The organism is Candidatus Poriferisodalis sp., assembly GCF_965203655.1.
Classification (GTDB): Bacteria; Actinomycetota; Acidimicrobiia; order Acidimicrobiales; family Poriferisodalaceae; genus Poriferisodalis.
Window position 1 is genome coordinate 542,113 of sequence record NZ_CBDBDD010000008.1, and the last position, 18,265, is coordinate 560,377.

Sequence of the window (18,265 nt, forward strand, 5' to 3'; positions counted from 1 at the left end):
CTGTGCAGGACACGGAATTGCGCGCCGGGTCGCGGGAGGCCCGCGCTAGGGTGCGGTTCTGACCGTGAAGCGGGTCCGGTGAGGCTCGTACGGACAGGAAGGACCTGCGCGTGGCAGACCGCGAGCGACGCATGACGCCCCCCTACGGGGGCGTTTTCGTTGCACGGACCACCATTCTCGATTCCAGCGGGGTCCACCGGGCACTCACCCGTGTCAGTCACGAGATCATCGAGCGGAACGAGGGTCTCGACAACGTCCTCGTGGTGGGCCTGCAGACCGGCGGCGTGCAGATCGCCCTGCGGATCGTGCGGCTCCTGTTCGAGATCGACGGCACCGACGTGCCCTTCGGCACGCTCGACGTGGCGATGCACCGCGACGACATCGGACTGCGCCCGGTCATGGCCGAAGCCGTCACCGACATCCCCTTCGACCTCGACGGCATGACCGTGGTGCTGGTCGACGACGTGCTCTACACCGGCCGCACCATCCGCGCCGCGCTCGATGCCCTCAACGACTTCGGGCGTCCCCGAGCGGTGCAGCTCGCCGTGGTGATCGACCGTGGTCACCGCGAGCTGCCCATCCGCCCCGACTTCGTCGGCAAGAACCTGCCCACCAGCCGCGAGGAGATGGTGGACGTGACGCTCGAGGGCGTGCTGCTGGGGGAGATGCGCAAGTGAGCGGGCACCTGCTGACGCTGGGCGAGCTCGGCACCGAGGGCATCTCCGAGCTGCTGTCGCTCACTGACCGATTCGTCGAGGTGGGCCGTCGGCCGATCCCCAAAGTGCCTGCTTTGCGCGGTCGCACCGTGGCCACGCTGTTCTTCGAGGAATCCACCCGCACCCGGCTGGCGTTCGAGACCGCCGCCAAGCGACTGTCGGCCGACGTGCTCAACTTCTCGGCCTCGTCCTCGTCGCTCGCGAAGGGCGAATCGCTGCGCGACACCTTCGAGACCGTTCAGGCCATGGGCATCCATGCCGCTGTAGTGCGCCATCGCAGCGCCGGCGTGCCTGCCCAGATCGCCCGCTGGGCCGACGATGGCGTCGCAGTGCTCAACGGCGGCGACGGGTGGCATGCCCACCCCACCCAGGGCCTGCAGGACGCCTACACCCTGTGGCGCCACTTCACTCCGATGGCCGACGGCCAGCCGGGCGCCGATGCCGCTGATGAGCCCACGCTGGCAGGGCGCCGGATCGGCATCGTCGGCGACATCGTGCACAGCCGGGTCGCGCGCAGCGACATCGAGGCGTACACCGCTCTGGGAGCCAGCATCGTGCTCGTCGCGCCGCCCACGCTGCTGCCCGCGCAGCCCCGCGAGTGGATCGACTGCTGGCTCCAGACCGATGCGGCCAAGCGGGTCGAGATCTCGCACAGTCTCGACGACGTGCTCGACGAGCTCGACGTGGTGGGGCTGCTGCGCTGCCAGCGCGAGCGCATGGCGGACGGCCTGATCGGGTCGGTGCCCGAGTACGTCACCCGCTATGGCCTCACCGCCGAACGCGCCCAGCGCCTGCGTCCCGACGCGGTCATCACCCATCCTGGCCCGATGAACCGCGGCATCGAGATCGCGGGCGCGGTGTTCGAGGACCTGGCCGCCAACCGGGTGCTGGTCACCCGGCAGGTATCGCACGGCGTGGCCGCCCGCATGGCGGTGCTGTTCCGCCTGATCGGATCGGGCACGGCCCTGCCCAACGCAGACGGGCCGCCCGACCCGGTGCCCTCAGAGGCGGAACCGATAGGCGGAGGCGGTGCCTGAGATGGCGGAGCAGCAGTCGCCGGGCGCAGGTGAGACGTTGCTTGTCGCAGGCGGCGAGATCGTTGAGCGCACCGGCCGGCGGCACGCGGACATCACCGTGCTGGACGGCCGGATCGCGGCTGTGGATCCTCCCGGCACAAGTCGCGACGGTTCGGCACACGTCATCGATGCGACCGGGTGCGTGGTCGCCGCTGGGTTGGTGGACCTGTTCAGCCGTCTGGGCGAACCGGGCAACGAGGAAGCCGAGACCGTCGCCACCGCCACAGCGGCCGCCGCGCTCGGCGGCTTCACCGCCGTGCTCGCACAGCCCGACACCGATCCGCCGCTCGATCGGCTGGGCCAGCTCGCCGAGCTGCGCCGCAACGCCGCAGGCCGGCACTGCGCGGTCGTGGCCGCCGCCACGATCACCGCCGATCGGGTCGGGAAGCGCCTGTCGCCCATGGCCGAGCTGGCCGATGCCGACGTCCGCTGGTTCACCGACGTGGGGCCGCTGGCCGACTCCGGTCTGCTCCGCCGGGCCCTGCAGTACGCCGGGCCGCTGGGTGGGACCGTTTCGGTGCGCCCGGCGATAGCCCATCTCGGCGGCACGGCCGCCATGGCCGAGGGCGCGGTGTCGGCACGCATGGGCCTGGCCGGGGAACCGGCTGCCTCCGAGGAGCTGGCAGCCAACGCTGCGATCGGCGTTGCGAGGCTCACCGGGGGGCGGTTGCACCTCGACCGGATCAGTGCCGCACGTACGGTCGAGCTGGTGCGTGCCGCCAAGGCGGAGGGCATCAACGTGTCCGCGTCGGTTGGCGCTGAGCACCTGTACTTCATCGATGTCGACGCCGACGGCTACGACACGCTCATGCGAGCCGAGCCGCCGTACCGCACCGCGCAGGACCAGGCGGCGCTCGTGGCGGGCGTCAACGACCGCACCATCGATGCGGTGGTCAGCGGCCATTCGCCGGTGCCGCCGCAGGCGAAGGACCTGCCGTTCGACGAGGCACCGCCCGGGGTGGCGGCACTGGAGACCTGCGCCGCACTCGTCCTCGACCACCCAGACATCAGTGTCGAGACGGCGTTGGACGCGCTCGCTTGGCGACCTGCCGAACTGGCAGGCGCCACCCATCTCGGCGGCGGGGCGATCGAGCCCGGCCAGCCCGCGAACCTGGTGGTCCTCGACCTCAGCCGGCCTTGGACGCTGGCTGAGCGCGGCTCGGTTTCCATGGCGCGCAACACACCGCACCGTCGACGTGAAATGAGCGCGATGGTGACGACGACGATCGTCGCGGGACGCACGGCTGTGGCCAACGGTGCGCTGTGCAGCACTGCCGGTACCGTCGCTGCGCTCGCCGCAGGAAACACCCGATGACTTCGACCGTAGACAACCCCGCTGCGCCCGCTCCCGGCGCACTCGTGCTCACCGACGGCACCACTTTCGAGGGCGAGATGATCGGCGCGCCGCTGGACGCACCCCCCGGCGCACTCAGCGGCATCGCATCGGGCGAGGTCGTGTTCAACACCGTGATGACCGGCTACCAGGAGGTCATCACCGACCCTTCCTACGCAGGCCAGATCATCGCGTTCACCTACCCCCACATCGGCAACTACGGCACCACCCCGACCGATGCGGAGTCTCGCCGCCCCTTCTGCAGGGGCGTCGTCATCCGCGACCTGGCCCGCCGCCGCTCCAATTGGCGCTCCGACAGCGATCTCGACGCCTATCTCGCCCGCCACGGGGTGGCCGGCATCGCGGGCGTGGACACGCGACGCTTGACACGCCACGTGCGCGACCACGGCGCCATGCCAGGTGCCTTCGGGCCCGCCCCCGACGATGAGGCGCTGGAACGCCTCGCGGCCGCGGCCACCGCCGAGGCCGGCACCGCCGGTGTCGATCTGGTCAGCGAGGTCACCACCGCGGAGCCCTATACGGCTGGCGACGGGCCGTGGCGTGTGGTGGCCTACGACTTGGGCATCAAGCGCGCCATCGCGGTCAACCTCGGGCGCATCGCCACCGTCGAGGTGGTGCCGGCGCACACTCCCGCAGACGAGGTGCTCGCCCGCGAGCCCCACGGCGTGTTCCTCTCCAACGGTCCGGGCGATCCTGAGATGGCGGGCAGCGTCATCGGCGCGCTCGGCGAGTTGCTTGACCGGGTGCCGATCTTCGGCATCTGCCTCGGCCAGCAGGTGCTCGGCCTCGCGCTGGGCGGCCGCTCCTACAAGCTGCCCTTTGGCCACCACGGGGGCAACGTGCCGGTGCGCGACGAGTCCACGGGCCGCGTCGAGATCACCAGCCAGAACCACAACTTCGCCATCGAATCCGGCTCGGTGCCCGGCGTCGACGAGACGCACGTGTGCCTCAATGACGGGTCACTCGAAGGCTTCGCCTGCCGCGACCTGCCCGCGTTCGCCGTGCAGTACCACCCCGAAGCCAGCCCCGGGCCGCACGACTCGCGCTACCTCTTCGATCGCTTCGCCGACCTCATGTCGCAGTTCTGGGGCGGGACCCCCAACGGTGCCGGTCCCGGCACTGCCGTCAGTCACGGGAAGGCTCGCTGATGCCGCGCCGCGACGACATCGGCTCGATCCTCATCATCGGCTCGGGGCCCATCGTGATCGGCCAGGCCTGCGAGTTCGACTACTCGGGCACGCAGGCCTGCCGGGTGCTGCGCGAAGAGGACTACCGGGTGATCTTGGCCAACTCGAACCCGGCCACGATCATGACCGACCCCGAGTTCGCCGATGCCACCTACGTCGAGCCGCTCGACGCGGCGGTGCTCGAGGCGATCATCGCCCGCGAACGCCCCGATGCGCTGCTGCCAACGCTCGGCGGCCAGACGGCGCTGAACCTCGCCACCGAGCTCTCCAACAGCGGCGTGCTCGACCGCTACGGCGTCGAGATGATCGGCGCGTCCGAACAAGCCATCAACACAGCGGAGGACCGCGACCGCTTCCGCCAGGCGATGACCGAAATCGGCCTGCGCTGCGCTCGTTCGGCCATAGCGCACTCCATCGACGAGGCCCGCCGGGCGATCGACGAGATCGGCCTGCCGGTCATCATCCGTCCCGCCTACATCCTGGGCGGGGAGGGCACCGGCTTCGCCACCACTGCCGCCGAGTTCGAAACCGCCGCAGCCGCAGGCCTCGACGCCAGCCCGATCAGCGAGATCCTCATCGAGCAGTCGGTCAAGGGCTGGAAGGAATTCGAGCTCGAGGTGATGCGCGACCGCGCCGACAACTGCGTGGTGATCTGCTCCATCGAGAACTTCGACGCGATGGGCGTGCACACCGGCGATTCGATCACGGTCGCCCCCACCCAGACCCTGTCCGACGTGGAGTACCAGCAGATGCGCGATGCGGCCTTCGCCTGCATCCGCCGCATCGGCGTGGAGACCGGCGGCTCGAACGTGCAGTTCGCCGTGGACCCCGCCAACGGCGAGCAGATCATCATCGAGATGAACCCGCGGGTCAGCCGCAGCTCTGCCCTGGCGTCGAAGGCGACCGGCTTCCCGATCGCCAAGATCGCCGCCCGGCTCGCCGTCGGTTACACGCTCGACGAGATCACCAACGACATCACCGGCGAGACGCCCGCCAGCTTCGAGCCGACCATCGACTACGTGGTCACCAAGATCCCTCGCTGGGCCTTCGAGAAGCTGCCCGGTGCCGCGCCGGTGCTCGGCCCGCAGATGCAATCCGTCGGCGAGGTGATGGCCATCGGCCGCACTTTCCCCGAAAGCCTGCAGAAGGCGCTGCGCAGCCTGGAGCAGGGCCGCTTCGGCCTGAATGCCGACGCCGGCGAGGCGCAGTACGCCGAGCGCACGACAGCCGAGCTGCTCGACGCGATCGCCACCCCCACGCCCGAACGGGTCTTCGAGATGGGAGAGCTGCTGCGCAGAGGCGCCGATCCTGACGAGGTCAGCACCGCCACCGGCGTGGACCCGTGGTTCGTCGACCAGATGCTCGCCGTCGTCGACGAACGGGCGGCGCTGGAAGCGGCCGGCAGCCCCAGCCAGCTCAGTCGGCGTGCGTGGAAGCGCGCCAAGCAGCTCGGCTTCGCCGACGCGCAGCTCGCATGGCTGTGGGGCACCGGCGAGGCCGAGGTGCGCGCTGCGCGCCTCGAAGCGGGCGTGCGCGCCACGTTCAAGACCGTGGACACGTGCGCCGCCGAGTTCGATGCCCGCACGCCGTACCACTACTCCACCTACGAAGACGAGGACGAGATCCGCCCCGGCACCCGCCCCCGCATGATCATCCTGGGCTCGGGACCCAACCGCATCGGCCAGGGCATCGAGTTCGACTACTGCTGCGTGCATGCCAGCTTCGCCCTGCGCGACGCCGGCTACGAGACCGTCATGGTCAACTGCAACCCCGAGACGGTTTCCACCGACTACGACACCTCTGACCGCCTGTATTTCGAGCCGCTCACCACCGAAGACGTGCTCAACATCATCGACGCCGAGGATCCGGTCGGCGTCATCGTGAGCCTCGGCGGTCAGACGCCGCTCAAGCTGGCATCGGAGCTGCCCGCCGAGCTGGTGTGCGGCACTCCCGCCGACTCCATCGACCTGGCCGAAGACCGCGAGCGCTGGAATGCGCTGTGCGCCGCGCTCGCCATCCCGCAGCCGCCAGGCGGCACCGCAGCCGGACCTGCCGAGGCGGCTGCGATCTGTGACGACATCGGCTTTCCCGCGCTTGTACGACCCAGCTACGTGCTCGGGGGCAGGGCCATGACCGTGGTGTACGACCACGACGAGCTCGCCGCCAGCATGGCCGAGCTGGCGCAGTTCTCCTCGCTGGGTCGTGAAGGGGGACTGTCGGCCGAACGGCCCGTGCTCGTGGATCGCTTCCTCGAAGACGCCATCGAGGTCGATGTCGACTCGCTGCGCGACCGCACCGGCGCGTGGATGCTGGGCGGGATCATGGAGCATGTCGAGCAGGCCGGCGTGCACTCGGGCGACAGCGCGTGCGCCATCCCGCCGCCGAGCCTCAGCGCCGCGACCCAGCAGACGATCGTGACCTACACCCAGCGCCTGGCCGACTCGCTCGGCGTGGTGGGGCTGCTGAATGTGCAGTTCGCCGTCAAGGCCGGTGAGGTGTTCGTGATCGAGGCCAACCCGCGGGCGTCGCGCACGGTCCCGTTCGTCGCGAAGGCCACCGGGGTGTCGCTGGCCAAGGCGGCTTCGCGGGTGATGGCGGGTGAGACGCTCGACGAGCTCGTCGCAGACGGGATGCTCCCTGGCTGGTCACGCAACGGCCAGCTGCCCGCCGATGAGCCAACAGGGCCGCGCCATGTCGCTGTGAAGGAAGCCGTGCTGCCCTTCGGCCGGTTCCCCTCGGTGGACACAGTGCTCGGCCCGGAGATGCGCTCGACGGGCGAGGTCATGGGCATTGACGCGACCTTCGGGCTGGCGTTTGCCAAGAGTCAGATTGCTGCGGGCGATGCACTCCCGTCCGGCGGCACGGTGCTGCTCACGCTGGCCGACCGCGACAAGCCCGAGGGGCTCGAGGCGGCCCGTGTGCTCTCTGAGCTCGGCTTCGACATCGCTGCGACGGCCGGCACGGCCGACTACCTGCGGCGCAACGGCATTGCGGTCACGACCGAAGTGGCGAAGCTGTCGGTGGACGGCCTCGAGACCTCGCCCGGCGAGGACTCGGTGCAGCTCATGGCTGCAGGTCGCATTCAGTTGGTGGTCAACACGCCGAGGGGTCGAGGGGCGCAGATCGACGGCCGCCACATCAGGGCGGCGGCGCGCACACATCACGTCCCGTGCCTGACCACCGTGGCCGCGGCCCGCGCCGCAGCCACGGGCCTGCGTGAGTGGCTTGCCAGCGACCTGCAAGTGCGGCCGCTGCAGGAATTCCACGCAGAACTCGATGCGTCGATGCGACGCGAGCATGCCTGAGTCACTGCCCCGGGCCGTCCGGGGCGGAGGCGTCGACATGGCAGTGCGAGTCGGCAGCGTGGAGCTGCCCAACCCGGTCATGACGGCGTCCGGCACTGCCGGCTACAGCACCGAGCTCGGCTCGTACATGGATCTGGCATCGCTCGGGGCGATCGTGACCAAATCGCTCTCGCCGTTCTCCTGGGCCGGCAACCCGGCACCGAGAGTGGTGGGCACCGCTGCGGGGATGCTCAACGCGGTAGGGCTGCAGAACCCGGGCGTCGCCGCATGGGCGGAGCGCGAACTGCCGCGCCTGGCCCGCACGGGCGCCCGGGTGGTGGCCAGCATCTGGGGCCGCACGGTCGCCGACTACGCCACGGCAGCAGCGGCGCTCACAGGTGCCGGGCTCACGGCGCTGGAGGTGAACGTGAGCTGCCCGAACCTCGAAGGCCGCGGCCAGATGTTTGCCTGCGATCCGTCGGCCACGGCCGATGCCGTCAGCGCTTCAACTGCTGCGGGCGTGCCCGTGTGGGCAAAGCTCACCCCCAACGTCACCGATCTTGTCGAGATCGCCGAAGCGGCCGTGAGCGCTGGAGCCGAGGCGCTCACGCTCATCAACACCGTCTTCGGGATGTCGATCGACCCGGTCACAGCGCAGCCCACGCTCGGCAACGGCGGCGGGGGGCTGTCGGGTCCGGCCATCCGCCCGGTTGCGGTGAGGGCCGTCTACGACGTCCGTGCGGCGCTCGGCGGCGTGCCGATCGTGGGCGTCGGCGGGGTGGCCAAGGGGGAACACGCAGTGGAGCTCATGGCTGCCGGCGCCAGTGCGGTACAGGTCGGCACTGCCTCGTTCTGGGACCCCAGGGCACCTCGCAACGTGCTCAGCGAACTGCGGCGCTGGTGCGAGCGGCACGGTGTCCGCTCTGCAGCCTCACTCGCGGGGCGCGCCCACCGGATGGGCGCCGCGCCTCGCAAGGCTGCAGGCCAGGCCGCTGACCCGGCAACCGACCCATCCGGCGACTGAGCCGTGCTGCGATTGAACCGTCCGGCAACCGACAGAAACCTCTGGCGAGGAGTGAAATACATGAACCACGAAAGAGCAATGGGATGGTACCGAGTGATCGTGATGCTCAGCCTGATCGTCACTGCGCTGAGTACTTGCTCGATTGCGATTCGGTGAGAGAGCGACAATGGAAGGATGGAGCACCATGTGGCTCACAGAGGCAATGGAGGCAGCGGTCAATGCCGTCTACGACACGGCGGAGACCAGTTGAACCCGCCAACAGCCACAGCAACGGCATCCGTGCTCGGGTGCGTCCCAGCTCGTGACCACTTGGCCCTCGCGCTCGATGTGCCCGATCGGAGCGCTGCCCTAGCGCTCGTGGAGCGTTTCGGGGCCGACTTCGGCGTTATGAAGGTCGGCCTTGAGCTGTTCCTCGCAGTGGGCCCGCAGATCGTGCGCGACATCGTGTCGGCGGGCAGCCGCGTGTTCCTGGACCTGAAGCTCCACGACATTCCGAACACGGTGGAGCACGCTGCTCGCTGCGCTGGTGAGATGGGAGTCTGGCTGCTCACCCTGCACACCCAGGGCGGTCCGGACATGCTGGCCGCGGGCGCTCGCGGCTTGAGCGACGGTGCCGCAAGCGCACGCCGCAGTGCCGCCGATGCGGGCTCGGGTGCCGAAGTGCCGATCGCACTCGGCGTCACCGTGCTCACCTCGGACGCTGACGCCCCCTCCGAGGCGCTGATTGGCCGCGCGCGACTGGCCGAGCGAGCCGGATGCGACGGCGTCGTGTGCGCCGCGCCCGATCTTGCGGTGGTGACCGACACCGTTCCGGGAATGCTCCGGGTGGTCCCAGGCATACGCCCCGCCGGGGCGCCGTCGGCCGATCAGCGCCGCGTCGCCACCCCTGCCGCAGCCATCGGCGCCGGCGCCGATGTGCTCGTCATCGGCCGAGCGGTCACCGCAGCGCCCGATCCGGATGCCGCAGCGGCAGCCATCGTCGCCGAGGTCGCTGCCGCCCTGGGTCAGCCGTAAGAAGCCTCGCCGCCATCGAGCCCGGTGTCCCTAGGGCCTATCTGGCGCATAGCTACACTGCACCTCAATGAGTCCGCTGCCTGAACTGAGTGACGAGCAGCGTGCCGAGGCGCTGGCCAAGGCCAAGGAGGCCCGCGAGGTCCGCGCAAACGTCAAGCATCGGTTGAAGATGGGCCTGCTCACCTTCGACGAGTTGCTGGCCGAAGCCGACACTGTCGAGAACGTCGGCAAGCTCAAGGCACTCGCTGCCTTGGAGTCGATGCCCGGTCTCGGCAAGGTCAAGGCCCGCCGACTGATGGCTGAGATTGGCATCGCCGACAACCGGCGGCTGCGGGGTCTCGGCGAGACGCAGCGGCGCCGTTTGAGCGAGCATTTCGCACAGGATTCCGCCTCAGGCGCGTGAAGACAGTCGCATGACCGACCCGGCGCCCAGCGGCGCTGCGAGTCATGGCGCGCTTGGGCGCGCACCGGGCGACAGCGCGCCTTGGGGCGTCACGCTGTACGTGGTGTGCGGGCCAGGTGGGGCTGGCAAGGGAACCATCGTGGCCGAGCTGGTGGCGCAGGACCCCACGCTGCTGCTGAGTAGATCGTGGACGACCCGCCCTCGTCGCGTCGGGGAGCCTGCCGAGGCCTACACGTTCGTGACGGCCGAGGAGTTCGACGCCCGGATCTCAGCAGGCGGGTTCCTGGAGTGGGCCGACTTCTTCGAGTACCGCTATGGCACCCCGATGCCGCCGCCCGATCTCGACCGGGATCTGGTGCTCGAAATCGACGTGCAGGGTGCTGTTTCGGTGCGGAACCGTGATCCTGCCGCCTTGGTGATCATGGTGCTGCCGCCGAGCCGCGCCGAACAGGAGCGGCGCATGCGCCGCCGGGGCGATCCTGATGCAGATGTAGCACGCCGGCTCGCCAAGGCCGACGAGGAATTGCCCGTCGGCTACCGGATGGCTGATCTCATCGTTGTGAACCGGGATATCTCGAGCACGGTGTCGGAGATCGCCTCATTCGTGGAGCGCACCAGGTCCCGCCGGTAGCCTGCGACTTGCGATGACTGAGTCAACCGACACCATGATCACCCCAGGGCTTGAAGATTTGCTCTCCAAGGTCGACTCGAAGTTCACGCTGGTGAGCCTCGCTGCCATGCGCTCGCGGCAGATCAACTCGTATTACAACCAGCTCGACGGCGGCATCGGCTCGGTTGTGCCGCCGCAGGTTGCTTCGGTTGCCCGCAAGCCCTTGTCGATCGCATTCGAGGAGATCGACGCCGACAAGATCACGTTCGAGCGGTTCGACCCCGAAGAGCGAGCACGGCTGGAGGCCGAAGCGCTCGCCGCGGCGGAGGCTGACGCAGCCATGCTCGAAGTGGTTCCCGACCTCGAGGCCTGACTTGCCTGACGCTGCGGCGTCGCCGTTCGCCGGGCGCCGCGTGGTATTGGGCGTGAGCGGTGGCATCGCCGCGTACAAGGCAGTGATCCTGTGCCGGCTGATGGTGGATGCGGGCGCCCATGTGGCCCCGGTGATGACCGCAGCGGCGCAGCGGTTCGTGGGCCGCGCAACGTTCGACGCCTTGGCCAGCGAGCGCGTGCAGACGTCGATTTTCGGCGAGGACGACCCGATCCCGCACACGACGCTGGGCCAGACGGCCGACGTGGTGGTCGTGGCGCCCGCCACGGCACGCGTCATCGGCAGCTATGCCGCGGGCATCTCCGACGGTTTGCTCACCGCCACGCTGCTCGCCACGCGGGCACCTGTGGTGGTGTGCCCTGCCATGCACTCCGAGATGTGGGAGCACGCCGCCGTGCAGCACAACATCGAGGTGCTGACCGGCCGGGGAGTGCACATGGTGGTGCCCGAGGCCGGTCGTCTCGCCGGCGGCGACATCGGCACGGGCCGCCTTGCCGAGCCGGCCACCATCTTCGAAGCCGTGGCCGAGGTGCTCGCTGAGCTGCCCGAACCAGACCCTGCCCGGCAGTCACCGCCGCCGCGCCGCGACTTCGCCGGCGTCAGCGTTACCGTCAGCGCCGGAGGCACCCGGGAGGCCATCGATCCGGTTCGCTTCATTGGCAACCGATCATCGGGCAAGCAGGGATACGCCATTGCCACTGCCGCTCGGGATCGCGGTGCAGAAGTGACCTTGGTTACCAGCGCCCCGCTGGAACCGCCTGAGGGTGTTCGGGAAGTGCGCGTCACCTCGGCAGCTGAGATGGAGGCCGCTGTGGTGTCGCACGCAGGCGCCGACGTGATCATCATGGCTGCGGCAGTGGCCGACTTCCGGCCTGCCGACGTAGCCCCGCAGAAGATCAAGAAGGGCAACCCCGCCGACAGCGCCGAAGCCCCCGTCATCGTGCTTGAGCACACTCACGACATCCTCGCCGGACTCGGGGCGGCAAAGCCACCGGGTCAGGTGCTGGTCGGCTTCGCCGCCGAGACCGCTGACGTACTCGACAATGCTGCGGCGAAACTGGCTCGCAAGAACCTCGATGTGATGGTGGCCAACGATGTCTCGGCGGCCGGCGCAGGTTTCGCGCACGACACCAACATCGTGACGATCCTGCTGGCCGACGGCACGGTGCGGCCGCTGCCGATCTGCTCCAAGCGCGAGGTCGCCGACGCCGTTCTCGACACCGTCGCCGAACTGCGCCGGTAGTTCTCTGCGCTGGCGCACCCTTTGCTGCGTCGCGACCTCGTTCGTCTAGCCTTGCCGCGCTGCTCCGAATGCATGCAGCGACAGGCCCAGACCACCGACTGATCACGACCGAATCGGGAGCCACATTGAACCAGTGGACCTTCACCTCAGAATCGGTGACCGAGGGCCATCCGGACAAGATGGCTGATCAGATCTCCGACGCCATCCTCGACACCCTGCTCATGCACGACCGGGATGCCCGCGTGGCCGTCGAGACACTGGTCACGACTGGGCTGGTCGTGGTGGCGGGCGAGGTGTCTACCGAGGCCTACGTGGACATTCCACGGGTAGTCCGCGACACGATCATCGGGATCGGGTACGACCACGGCGAGCTCGGATTCGACGGCAACACCTGCGGCGTGATGATCGCGCTCGACGAGCAGTCGCCGGAGATCACCAAAGGCGTGTTCGGCGGCAAAGATCAAGGGGCCGGCGACCAAGGCATGATGTTCGGCTTCGCCTGCCGGGAGACCGAAGCGCTGATGCCGCTGCCGATCTATGTGGCTCACCGCATGGCCGAGCAGCTGACCGAGGCCCGCAGATCCGGCCGCATCCCGTACCTGCGGCCCGATGGCAAGACCCAGGTGAGCTTCGAGTACCACGACGGCGAGCCGGTCGCACTGCGCACCGTGGTCGTGTCGGCTCAACACCGGGAGGGGATCGAGATCGCGGCCATGATGCGCCCCGATCTCCTCGAGCACGTCATCGGCCCCACGCTTGGCGAACAGTTCGCCGAGGAAGACTTCGAACTGCTCGTGAACCCATCGGGCAGCTTCGTCAGCGGCGGGCCGGTCGCCGACGCCGGTTTGACGGGGCGCAAGATCATCGTTGACACCTACGGCGGCTATGCCCGTCACGGCGGCGGCGCATTCAGCGGCAAGGACCCGTCAAAGGTCGACCGCTCGGCGGCGTACGGCGCACGCTGGGTCGCGAAGAACCTCGTGGCGGCCGGGGCAGCAGACCGTTGCGAGATGCAAGTGGCCTATGCCATCGGGCGTGCCCACCCCGTCTCGGTGCTGGTGGAGACGTTCGGCACTGCAGAAGTCGATCCGGCGGCCATCTCGTCGGCAGTGGCTGAGGTGTTCGACCTGCGGCCAGCGGCGCTCGTGGCTGAACTGGATCTGCGACGCCCCATCTACAAGGCGACAGCGGCCTACGGGCACTTCGGCCGCGAACCTGACGGCGCGACATTCCCTTGGGAACGCCTCAACCGGGTCGACGAACTCAAGTCCGCACTGGGCCTCTAAGGAGCCACCCAAGGCAGACTGCGTCGATGCGGCAGGCGGTGCAGGTGCTGGTGGACGAGCCAGCCATCGACCGCGAGTTCACGTACCTCCTGCCGCCGGAGATGGCCTCCGGACGTGTACCGGTCACCGTCGGCACCATCGTGCGAGTGGTGCTCAACCGTCGCCGCCTGCGCGGCTGGGTGACCGCGCTCGATGCACCGATGCCCGCCGACTTGGAGTTGGCGCCGATCAGCAGCGTCGTCGGCGTGGGGCCGCCGCCGCATGTGGTCGAGTTGGCGAGTTGGGCCGCGTGGCGATGGGCCGGCACCAGGGCCCACTTCTTGCGTACGGCAAGCCCGGATCGCGTCGTCAAGGGTCTTCCGACGAGTCCTCCGGTGAGTCTGCCGAGCGTCGTGTCCGATGAGGGGGCCGACACTCCCGAATGGGTCGGAGAAGCGTTCGCTGTGCCTGCGCCAGCCGGCGGTGGGCTGCCGGCCGTCGTTCGTCTCGGCCCGTGCGTCGACGAGTGGCCGTTGGTAGTCGAAGCACTGCGCCACGGTCGCGCTCTCGTGCTCGTGCCTACCGTGGCGTGGGCGGCACGGCTGGTGGGCAGGCTGCGCCAAGCGGGCGTGTCAACTGCACTCGCTCCACGCGACTGGGCCGGGGCAGCCTCGGCGCATGCGGTTGTGGGGACCCGCGCCGGGGCATGGGCCCCGAGCGGCCGGCTCGATGTGGTCGTCGTGCTTGACGAACACGACGAGGCGTACCAGGGGGAGGCGGCACCTACGTGGAATGCCCGTGATGTGGCGGTCGAGCGGGCCCGTCGCGACGGTGCCCGCTGCTTGCTGGTGGGGCCGATGCCGTCGCCGGAAGCGATGTCATCAGCGTCATCGGTCACCACCGCTCCTCGCTCAGATGAGCGCGAAGCCTGGCCTCGAGTGCAGATTGCAGACCGACGCCACGACGACCCAGCGACGGGGGAGTGGTGCGGTGAAGACCTCGCGGAGCTGCTGCGCAGCGATGACACCGTGGTGTGCGTGCTGAACCGACTCGGCCGGGCGCGCCTCGCCTACTGCGCCTCGTGCGGCGAACTGGCGCGCTCGCACGTGAGCGGCCGTGCGCTGCGGCTGGAGAATCAGCAGTTCACCGACCCCGACAGTGGTGAAGTCCGGCCCGCGGTGTGCGAGTTCTGCGGAGCCACAAAGTTCCGGCGTGCCCGGGTCGGGGTGAAGGGCGTCGCCGAAGAGATGGAGCGCTTGGCTCGCCGTCCTGTCGCCCAGATAGTCGGCGGCGTAGCGCCAGATGCAACCGGCGCCAGCACGGGCCCCGGTGCTGCCGACGGCGGCGCTGGAGCATCGTCCCGTCGCCAGCAACCGCGACCACAGACGCGGCAGCCTGCGCTCTACATCGGCACCGAAGCAGTGCTGCACCGGGTGCCGTCGGCAGACGCGGTCGTGTTCGTCGACTTCGACCAGGAACTCACGGCGCCCCGCTACCGGGCCGGTGAAGAGGCGTTCGCTCTGCTCGTGCGTGCAGCACGCTTGGTGGGCCCGCGTTCGGGCAGCGGCAGCATCTTGGTGCAGACCCGGCTGCCTGATCATCCGGTTCTGACGGCGGCAGCCGAGGCCGATCCCAGCGATTGGCTGCGTGCCGAGGTCGAGCGTCGTTCGGCGATGCGACAGCCGCCCGCTGCAGCGTGGGCGCTGGTGTCCGGCGCCGCGGCCCCGGGCTACATCGACAGTCTCGCGGCGGGCCTGCATGCCAGCTCGCTCGACATAGCGGGACCCGCCGACGGAACATGGCGCATTCGCAGCGACGACAGCGACACGCTGCTGGACGCTCTGGCAACCGCAGAGCGACCGTCGGGGAGGCTGCGAGTAGCGGTCGATCCTCTGCGCGCCTGACTGGGCGTGCGCGGGCACGCCGGTAGCCTCCGAAATCCATGGCAGGCACGTTCGAGATCCGGCTGATGGGCGATCCGGTGCTGCGCCAGCGCGCCGCCGAGATCACCGACATCGACGGCCGCGTGGCGCGCATGGTCGATGACATGCTGCCGGCCATGTACGAGGCCGAGGGCATCGGGCTAGCGGCCCCGCAAGTGGGCATTCAGCGCCGTCTGTTCATCTTCGACCTCTACGAGGGCGACGGCCCCCAGACGCTCATCAATCCCGAGATCGTCGAGAGCGACGGCGAGTGGACCTACACCGAGGGGTGTCTGTCGGTGCCTGGTCTGACCTTCGAGATCGTGCGTCCGAAAGAAGTGCACATCGTCGGACGTGACCTTGACGGCAACGAGGTCAGCATCGAGGCCGATGAGCTACAGGCCCGCCTGTTCCAGCACGAGCTGGATCATCTCGACGGCGTCCTGCTCGTCGACCATCTCGAAAAGGCCGAGCGCAAGGAGGCACTGCGAGAGTGGCGAGTCCAGCTCGCGCAGCTGCAATCCGGCACCAATGGGCCGGCGCAAAGCGGCCCCGTCCCGCTCGTGGGCCGCAATGCCGCGGGGGACTGAGCACTCCCCGGCTGTCGCTCGCAACGTGTGCAAGGCGAAACCGCTGTCCGGGATCCGGCCGCGCTGGCTCGCCTCCTCGGGCAGGCCCGATCACAGGGCGGTCTTCCCGTGATGTCACTCAGCTTGCCGCTGCCGCCACCACGGCCACGCCGGATCGCTTTCGCTGGCACCCCGGATGACGCAGTGCCGGCCCTGCAGGCGCTCGCCGAGGCTGGGTTCGAGATTCCCGTCGTGGTGACGGGCGCTCCACGTCGGCGTAGTCGCCGAGGCAGCGATACCCCGAGCTCGGTCGCCGCTGCCGCCGAAGGGTTGAGCCTGCCGGTCAGCCACGATCCGGCCGATCTCGCCGGCTGCGACGCCGACTGCGCGGTCGTGGTGGCCTACGGGAAGCTCATCGGTGAGGACCTGCTGGCGGTCATGCCCATGCTCAACCTGCACTTCTCGCTGCTGCCGCGCTGGCGGGGCGCCGCTCCGGTCGAACGGGCGCTGCTGGCAGGTGACGATCGCACGGGCGTGTCACTCATGGCGTTGGAAGCGACGCTCGACACGGGACCGGTCTACTGGCACCGCGAGGTGCCCATCGGCCCGGCCGATACTGCAGCGGGCCTTCGCCGCCGCCTCGCGCGAGATGGCGCACTGCGCCTTGCAGATTCGCTCCATGGGGGCCTCAGCGCGCCCCGACCGCAAGCAGGCGAGCCGACCTATGCACGCAAGCTGACCCCAGCGGACCGCCAGATCGACTGGTCCCAGCCGACGGCCGTCATCGACCGGCAGATCCGGGTCGGCGGTGCGTGGACCACGCTCGACGGCGAGCGCTTCATCGTCCGCAAGGCGAACCCGCTCGCGGACGGGCCCGATGATCCGCCCGGAACCCTGCGCGATGGCTCCGTGGCGACGAGAGACGGCATGATCCGCCCGGCCGTCGTGCAGCCCGCCGGCCGGGTTGCGATCGATGCCCAAGATTGGCTGCGCGGCGCGCGCCTGCCGTCCGGCACCCGCTTCGGCTGACCACGGGCCCGATTGGCAGTCCAGCCCATCAGTCTTCTCGCCGGCCAATCGCGTCGCCGGTCAGTCTCGTAGCGTGTTCGGATGCGCATCGGGCTGATCTCGGACACGCACATTCCCGAAGCCGCTCCCGAGCTGTGGCCCGAGGCCTACGCGGCCATGGAGGGCTGCGACGCCATCTTGCATGCTGGCGACATCTACGACATCTCGGTGGTCGATCGGCTCAACGAGATCGCGCCCACTTGGGCCGCCCGCGGCAACGGCGACGACGGCTCGTCAGGGCGAGACGTGCAGCCCGATCATCCGCTGCTGGCCAACGCGTGGGCGCACACCTTCAGCGGCGTTCGGGTCGGCCTCACCCACCACCTGCCCGTACCCGAGCTGTCGTTCTACACCGTGGCAGACGCAATCGAGCGGCACTTCGGCGCCGACGAGCGGCTCGACGTGTGCGTGTACGGCGATACGCACGTCCACCGCATCGACACGCTGTCCGGCGTGCTCTGTGTCAATCCAGGATCGCCCACGTTCCCGCGCAACCTCAGCGCCCAGCTCGGCACCGTCGGCTATCTCGACATAGAAGACGGCCGCGCAACACCGTCGCTGTGGCAGCTCACCCCCGGCGGCCTCGAACCCACCGAGTCCTGGGACCGCGAGATCTGATGCGGCTTGGAGGCCAGCCCGCAAGTCAGCGGCATTCCCTGGCCAGAGCGGCTTCATTCACCGCTGCGAGTAGGGTCAAGCCGTGCCGGGAAACCTCGCCCCGCCTAAGACAGCGCTCGACCGGTCGGTGCGCTGGGTCGCCCGTAACCTCGGGGGGGAGCGCGTCAGCGACGGTGACGACTCGTGGACAGCAACCCGCAGCAGATATCAAGGCACTGCCGTCAAGTGGTTGACGCTCGTGCCCATCGCCCTCTGCGGGCTGGTGATCGGCCCGTACTCCCCGGCCCTCGCCGTGGTGGCAATCATCGTGGTCTACTTCGCCACCACGCGAGGCTTCCGGGCGCTCATACGGCGCACCGGCAGCTCGTAAACCGGTACCGGCCCAAACCCGCGCTGCCGCCCGGAGCTGCCGCGTAGTCGACGGTTCTGATCGGAGGCCCGTTCTCGCAGCGCTCCGTACAAACCCGGCACGGCGTGCTGGGTTCTGGTCAACACGCTCTAGTTCTCGCGAACCTCAAAGG

General features: G+C 69.2%; 17 protein-coding genes. All 17 read left to right on the forward strand.

All coding sequences use genetic code 11. The features are described 5' to 3' along the window. Window positions 1–131 precede the first annotated feature (131 nt). The 17 genes from pyrR to ACOGW9_RS11190 all read left to right on the forward strand — a co-directional run bounded on the left by pyrR (window position 132) and on the right by ACOGW9_RS11190 (window position 18,114). Entirely contained in the window at window positions 132–677 is a 546-nt protein-coding gene (gene pyrR / locus ACOGW9_RS11110; protein WP_416246650.1) for a bifunctional pyr operon transcriptional regulator/uracil phosphoribosyltransferase PyrR, read from the forward strand. Next, on the forward strand, window positions 674–1,753 hold the full coding sequence (locus ACOGW9_RS11115) for an aspartate carbamoyltransferase catalytic subunit (protein ID WP_419911227.1): 1,080 nt from the start codon (window positions 674–676) through the stop codon (window positions 1,751–1,753). The genes pyrR and ACOGW9_RS11115 overlap by 4 nt, the downstream gene beginning before the upstream one ends. Then, window positions 1,746–3,107, forward strand: a complete 1,362-nt coding sequence (locus ACOGW9_RS11120; protein ID WP_419911229.1) for a dihydroorotase — start codon at window positions 1,746–1,748, stop codon at window positions 3,105–3,107. The genes ACOGW9_RS11115 and ACOGW9_RS11120 overlap by 8 nt, the downstream gene beginning before the upstream one ends. Next, window positions 3,104–4,294, forward strand: a complete 1,191-nt coding sequence (carA, locus tag ACOGW9_RS11125) for a glutamine-hydrolyzing carbamoyl-phosphate synthase small subunit (RefSeq protein ID WP_419911231.1) — start codon at window positions 3,104–3,106, stop codon at window positions 4,292–4,294. The genes ACOGW9_RS11120 and carA overlap by 4 nt, the downstream gene beginning before the upstream one ends. Continuing rightward, window positions 4,294–7,638 (forward strand): carbamoyl-phosphate synthase large subunit, encoded by a 3,345-nt coding sequence (gene carB / locus ACOGW9_RS11130; RefSeq protein ID WP_419911233.1) that lies wholly within the window; start codon window positions 4,294–4,296, stop codon window positions 7,636–7,638. Before carA ends, carB begins: the two co-directional genes overlap by 1 nt. After that, window positions 7,631–8,641, forward strand: coding sequence for a dihydroorotate dehydrogenase (locus ACOGW9_RS11135; RefSeq protein ID WP_419911235.1), 1,011 nt, complete (start codon window positions 7,631–7,633; stop codon window positions 8,639–8,641). Before carB ends, ACOGW9_RS11135 begins: the two co-directional genes overlap by 8 nt. A 279-nt stretch (window positions 8,642–8,920) precedes the next feature. Next, window positions 8,921–9,655 carry an orotidine-5'-phosphate decarboxylase gene (gene pyrF, locus ACOGW9_RS11140; RefSeq protein WP_419911237.1) on the forward strand — a complete coding sequence of 245 codons (735 nt, stop codon included), beginning with the start codon at window positions 8,921–8,923 and terminating at the stop codon, window positions 9,653–9,655. 67 nt (window positions 9,656–9,722) lie between these two features. Next, the gene (gene mihF, locus ACOGW9_RS11145; protein ID WP_419864354.1) at window positions 9,723–10,058 is read left to right on the forward strand and encodes an integration host factor, actinobacterial type; all 336 of its coding nucleotides are present in this window, start codon (window positions 9,723–9,725) and stop codon (window positions 10,056–10,058) included. A 10-nt stretch (window positions 10,059–10,068) separates the two neighbouring features. Next, entirely contained in the window at window positions 10,069–10,689 is a 621-nt protein-coding gene (locus ACOGW9_RS11150) for a guanylate kinase (RefSeq protein WP_419911239.1), read from the forward strand. Between the two features lie 13 nt (window positions 10,690–10,702). After that, window positions 10,703–11,041, forward strand: coding sequence for a DNA-directed RNA polymerase subunit omega (gene rpoZ / locus ACOGW9_RS11155; protein ID WP_323672173.1), 339 nt, complete (start codon window positions 10,703–10,705; stop codon window positions 11,039–11,041). 1 nt (window position 11,042) lies between these two features. Continuing rightward, the gene (gene coaBC, locus ACOGW9_RS11160) at window positions 11,043–12,302 is read left to right on the forward strand and encodes a bifunctional phosphopantothenoylcysteine decarboxylase/phosphopantothenate--cysteine ligase CoaBC (protein WP_419911241.1); all 1,260 of its coding nucleotides are present in this window, start codon (window positions 11,043–11,045) and stop codon (window positions 12,300–12,302) included. A 125-nt stretch (window positions 12,303–12,427) separates the two neighbouring features. Then, a complete protein-coding gene (gene metK / locus ACOGW9_RS11165) occupies window positions 12,428–13,588 on the forward strand; it encodes a methionine adenosyltransferase (RefSeq protein ID WP_419911243.1) in 1,161 nt (386 codons plus the stop codon). Between the two features lie 26 nt (window positions 13,589–13,614). Beyond that, window positions 13,615–15,471, forward strand: a complete 1,857-nt coding sequence (locus ACOGW9_RS11170) for a hypothetical protein (RefSeq protein ID WP_419911245.1) — start codon at window positions 13,615–13,617, stop codon at window positions 15,469–15,471. 38 nt (window positions 15,472–15,509) lie between these two features. Beyond that, entirely contained in the window at window positions 15,510–16,079 is a 570-nt protein-coding gene (def, locus tag ACOGW9_RS11175; RefSeq protein WP_419911247.1) for a peptide deformylase, read from the forward strand. A gap of 111 nt (window positions 16,080–16,190) precedes the next feature. After that, window positions 16,191–17,087 (forward strand): methionyl-tRNA formyltransferase, encoded by an 897-nt coding sequence (locus ACOGW9_RS11180; RefSeq protein ID WP_419911249.1) that lies wholly within the window; start codon window positions 16,191–16,193, stop codon window positions 17,085–17,087. A gap of 81 nt (window positions 17,088–17,168) precedes the next feature. Further along, window positions 17,169–17,744 carry a YfcE family phosphodiesterase gene (locus ACOGW9_RS11185; protein WP_419911251.1) on the forward strand — a complete coding sequence of 192 codons (576 nt, stop codon included), beginning with the start codon at window positions 17,169–17,171 and terminating at the stop codon, window positions 17,742–17,744. An 82-nt stretch (window positions 17,745–17,826) separates the two neighbouring features. Beyond that, window positions 17,827–18,114, forward strand: a complete 288-nt coding sequence (locus ACOGW9_RS11190) for a hypothetical protein (RefSeq protein WP_419911253.1) — start codon at window positions 17,827–17,829, stop codon at window positions 18,112–18,114. Window positions 18,115–18,265 lie beyond the last annotated feature (151 nt).